This window comes from Bacteroides sp. 2201st1_D9_2201SCRN_220225 (assembly GCF_040928965.1).
Classification (GTDB): domain Bacteria; phylum Bacteroidota; class Bacteroidia; order Bacteroidales; family Bacteroidaceae; genus Bacteroides; species Bacteroides stercoris.
This window is the reverse complement of record NZ_JBCODG010000076.1, coordinates 1-2,313: the sequence shown is the minus strand read 5'-3', so window position 1 is coordinate 2,313 and position 2,313 is coordinate 1. Positions and strand designations below refer to the sequence as shown.

The 2,313-nt window shown below is 50.2% G+C and carries 3 protein-coding genes; 2 read left to right on the top strand and 1 reads right to left on the bottom strand.

Annotated features, from left to right (window positions below; translation table 11 throughout):
* Positions 1-106 precede the first annotated feature (106 nt).
* Positions 107-670 (bottom strand): helix-hairpin-helix domain-containing protein, encoded by a 564-nt coding sequence (locus AB5903_RS18600; RefSeq protein ID WP_005657970.1) that lies wholly within the window; start codon positions 668-670, stop codon positions 107-109.
* A gap of 164 nt (positions 671-834) precedes the next feature.
* Between AB5903_RS18600 and obgE the strand changes: the two genes are divergently transcribed.
* Positions 835-2,016 (top strand): GTPase ObgE, encoded by a 1,182-nt coding sequence (gene obgE, locus AB5903_RS18595; RefSeq protein WP_005657972.1) that lies wholly within the window; start codon positions 835-837, stop codon positions 2,014-2,016.
* The coding region (locus AB5903_RS18590) for a laccase domain-containing protein (RefSeq protein WP_368118101.1) at positions 2,013-2,313 on the top strand (301 nt) is incomplete at its 3' end. The genes obgE and AB5903_RS18590, both read left to right, overlap by 4 nt.

Below are 2,313 nucleotides of genomic sequence, written 5' to 3'. Positions count from 1 at the left end.
GGATACTATTACGGCAGATGTTTGCAAAGCAATTGACGCTGCGAAATAATATTTGATATCTAAAGCAGATATTTTTAACGCAAATTACGCGAACCACTACGGATGACTACTCGTCCGTGCGGTTCGCGTAATTTATATTATTTCCTACATCGGCTCTCAGCCGTTCCACCATTTTACACAGATTCGCCTCGTTCTGTTCATCCGAAACAGTGGGGTCTTTTACAAAATACCCGCAAGGCAAGTCCGGACAATCACCGCAATTCTTTTTCCTCTTGGTGCGGCAACAGTCATAAATGCGGCAGACATCATCACCCGTATACCGCAACCAGAATACTTTTCCTTTTATTTTCCTGCATCCGCCGCATTCCAGCGGAAAAGAAGCACACTCCACGCAAACCGCACCGCAGGGAGAAGGCTCAACAAAATCATCTTTCCAGAACCACCACTTGCACTTCATCGGGTCGGGATTCCCGGTGTTTACAAAGTATTCCACGGCACGATAAAGATACAACTGGCAGCGGTCAAGAGTGCAACCGCGCAACCGGCACTCCTCGGCATAAAGTTCTTCGGCACTCTTGCCACGCAATGAGGCGATAGTGGTATACCCCATCAGTATCAGGTCCTGCTCCGTGCAGGCACCTATATTGGGAATCGTTCTCAGTTCACTCATTAAGATTATTGTATTAGGATGTAAATCAATGAACAAAAATAACGTTATCAATCCATCCAACCTAACAAATCACAACCCAAATTTGAGCATATCGCTTGAAATCACTAATTTTGCGCCTGTTATCCCGACGGTAACAATAAAGCAACCTAAAAAGTAAAAAGAATATGGCTGAATCGAATTTTGTTGACTACGTAAAAATCTATTGCCGCTCCGGTAAGGGCGGTCGAGGCTCCACGCACATGAGACGTGAAAAATACATTCCTAATGGCGGCCCCGACGGAGGTGACGGAGGACGAGGCGGCCACGTGATTCTCCGCGGCAACCGCAACTACTGGACCCTGCTGCACCTGCGCTACGACCGCCACATCATGGCAGGCCACGGCGAGTCGGGCTCCAAGAACCGCAGTTTCGGCAAGGACGGAGAGGATAAAATAATCGAAGTGCCCTGCGGCACGGTAGTGTACAATGCCGAAACCGGTGAATACATATGCGATGTAACCGAGCACGGTCAGGAAGTCATTCTGCTGAAAGGCGGACGCGGCGGACTGGGTAACTGGCACTTCAAAACCGCCACCCGTCAGGCTCCCCGCTTCGCACAGCCGGGCGAACCGATGCAGGAAATGACGGTTATCATGGAGCTGAAACTGCTGGCGGACGTCGGTCTGGTAGGCTTCCCCAATGCAGGAAAGTCGACACTGCTCTCGGCTGTGTCTTCGGCAAAACCGAAAATCGCCAACTATCCCTTCACTACATTGGAGCCCAATCTGGGTATCGTGTCCTATCGCGACGGAAAGTCATTCGTTATGGCGGACATTCCCGGCATCATCGAAGGGGCAAGTGCGGGCAAAGGTTTGGGACTCCGTTTCCTGCGCCACATCGAACGCAACTCACTGTTGCTGTTCATGGTTCCTGCCGACAGCGACGACATCCGTAAGGAATATGAAATTCTGCTGAACGAATTGCGTACTTTCAATCCCGAAATGCTGGACAAACAGCGTGTGCTTGCCATCACGAAATGCGATATGCTGGATCAGGAGCTGATGGACGAGATAGAGCCTACACTGCCCGAAAGCATTCCGCACGTATTCATTTCGGCCATTTCCGGTCTGGGCATCTCCACACTGAAAGATATGCTATGGGAAGAGCTGAACAAGGAAAGCAACAAGATAGAAGGCAAGATTGAAAGCATTGCCCACCGCGCCAAAGACATGAGCCACCTGAAAGAAGAACTGAAAGACGAAGGCGAGGACGAAGACCTCAGCTACGAATACGTTGACGACGAGGACATCGAGGACCTTGAAGACTTTGAATACGAGGAAGAGGATTGGGAGGATGACAGAAAATGATTCCCCTCACAAAAGATAAAAGAATGTTGGGATATGAGGTACTTGCCCCATATCCCGACATTTCTTGTTTTGTAACCACCCGGCATGGCGGATGCAGCACCGGCAGCTATGCTTCTTTCAACTGCACTCCTTATACCGGAGACGATGCGGATTGCGTACGCAAAAACCGGGAACTGTTATGCGCCGCCCTGCCTGTGCGCCCCCAAGAACTTATCATCCCCTTTCAGACCCACGGCACCGATTCCCTCATCATCGACGATACCTATCTGAACGCAACGCATAACGAACGGCAAGCCA

Bases quoted from the DNA above. Each gene is read 5' to 3' on its own strand.
- AB5903_RS18600 (WP_005657970.1), bottom strand. From the start codon at position 670: ATGAGTGAACTGAGAACGATTCCCAATATAGGTGCCTGCACGGAGCAG.
- obgE (WP_005657972.1), top strand. From the start codon at position 835: ATGGCTGAATCGAATTTTGTTGACTACGTAAAAATCTATTGCCGCTCC.